Source organism: Actinomadura geliboluensis (genome assembly GCF_005889745.1).
Taxonomy (GTDB): Bacteria; Actinomycetota; Actinomycetes; order Streptosporangiales; family Streptosporangiaceae; genus Spirillospora; species Spirillospora geliboluensis.
Window position 1 is genome coordinate 1 of the sequence record NZ_VCKZ01000787.1, and the last position, 614, is coordinate 614.

2 protein-coding genes are annotated in these 614 nt (G+C 67.6%); both read left to right on the top strand.

Features of this window, described 5'->3' with window-relative positions:
- A partial coding sequence (locus tag ETD96_RS44245) for a type II toxin-antitoxin system RelE/ParE family toxin (RefSeq protein WP_240808661.1) occupies positions 1 to 185 on the top strand: 185 nt, incomplete at its 5' end.
- Positions 186 to 328: 143 nt separating this feature from the next.
- The gene (locus ETD96_RS44250) at positions 329 to 538 is read left to right on the top strand and encodes a helix-turn-helix transcriptional regulator (protein ID WP_338072677.1); all 210 of its coding nucleotides are present in this window, start codon (positions 329 to 331) and stop codon (positions 536 to 538) included.
- The last annotated feature ends 76 nt before the right edge of the window (positions 539 to 614 follow it).

A 614-nucleotide genomic window follows, 5' to 3' on the forward strand; every position in this document is an offset into this window, starting at 1 on the left:
AGGGGGTGCTGCTCGGGGAGCCGTACACGCGGCAGCTCGATGGCAAGCTGAGGGAGTTGCGTTTCCACCTCGGCACACAGGCTGTACGCGTGACCTACTGGATTGCTTCTGGCAGACGAATCGTTCTGCTCACGGTGTTCCACAAAACACGCATGCGAGAAGATCGAGAGGGAGCGCGCTCGTAGGGCGCTGCGGCTATGCGTAACCGAGGCGCACTCGGCGGAGGCTGAGGGAGGTGAGGCCGATGGGTGATCGGACAGACTGGAGTGCGCTGCGGGAGCGCCGCATGTCCGAACCTGGTGCTGCGGAGGCTTACGAGGTGGCTCGCTTGGCCTACGAACTGGGGCGCAGTGTTCGAGCCCTCCGTGAGGAGCGCGGCTGGAGCCAGAGCGAGCTGGCCCGGGGGGCGGGCATGACACAGTCGGCCGTGGCCAGGTTCGAAGCCGGCGGCACCGTGCCGACGCTGGCGGTCCTCGAGCGCCTGGCCCGAGCTCTCGGTGCCGAACTCGTCGTCAAACTGCAGAGCCCGGCCGCGTAGGCGGGCGACCACGCGCAGGGCGAGTAGCGCCAGCAGTACTCGGCCGCCAACCGCAAACGGCTACTACGGCCTAGAG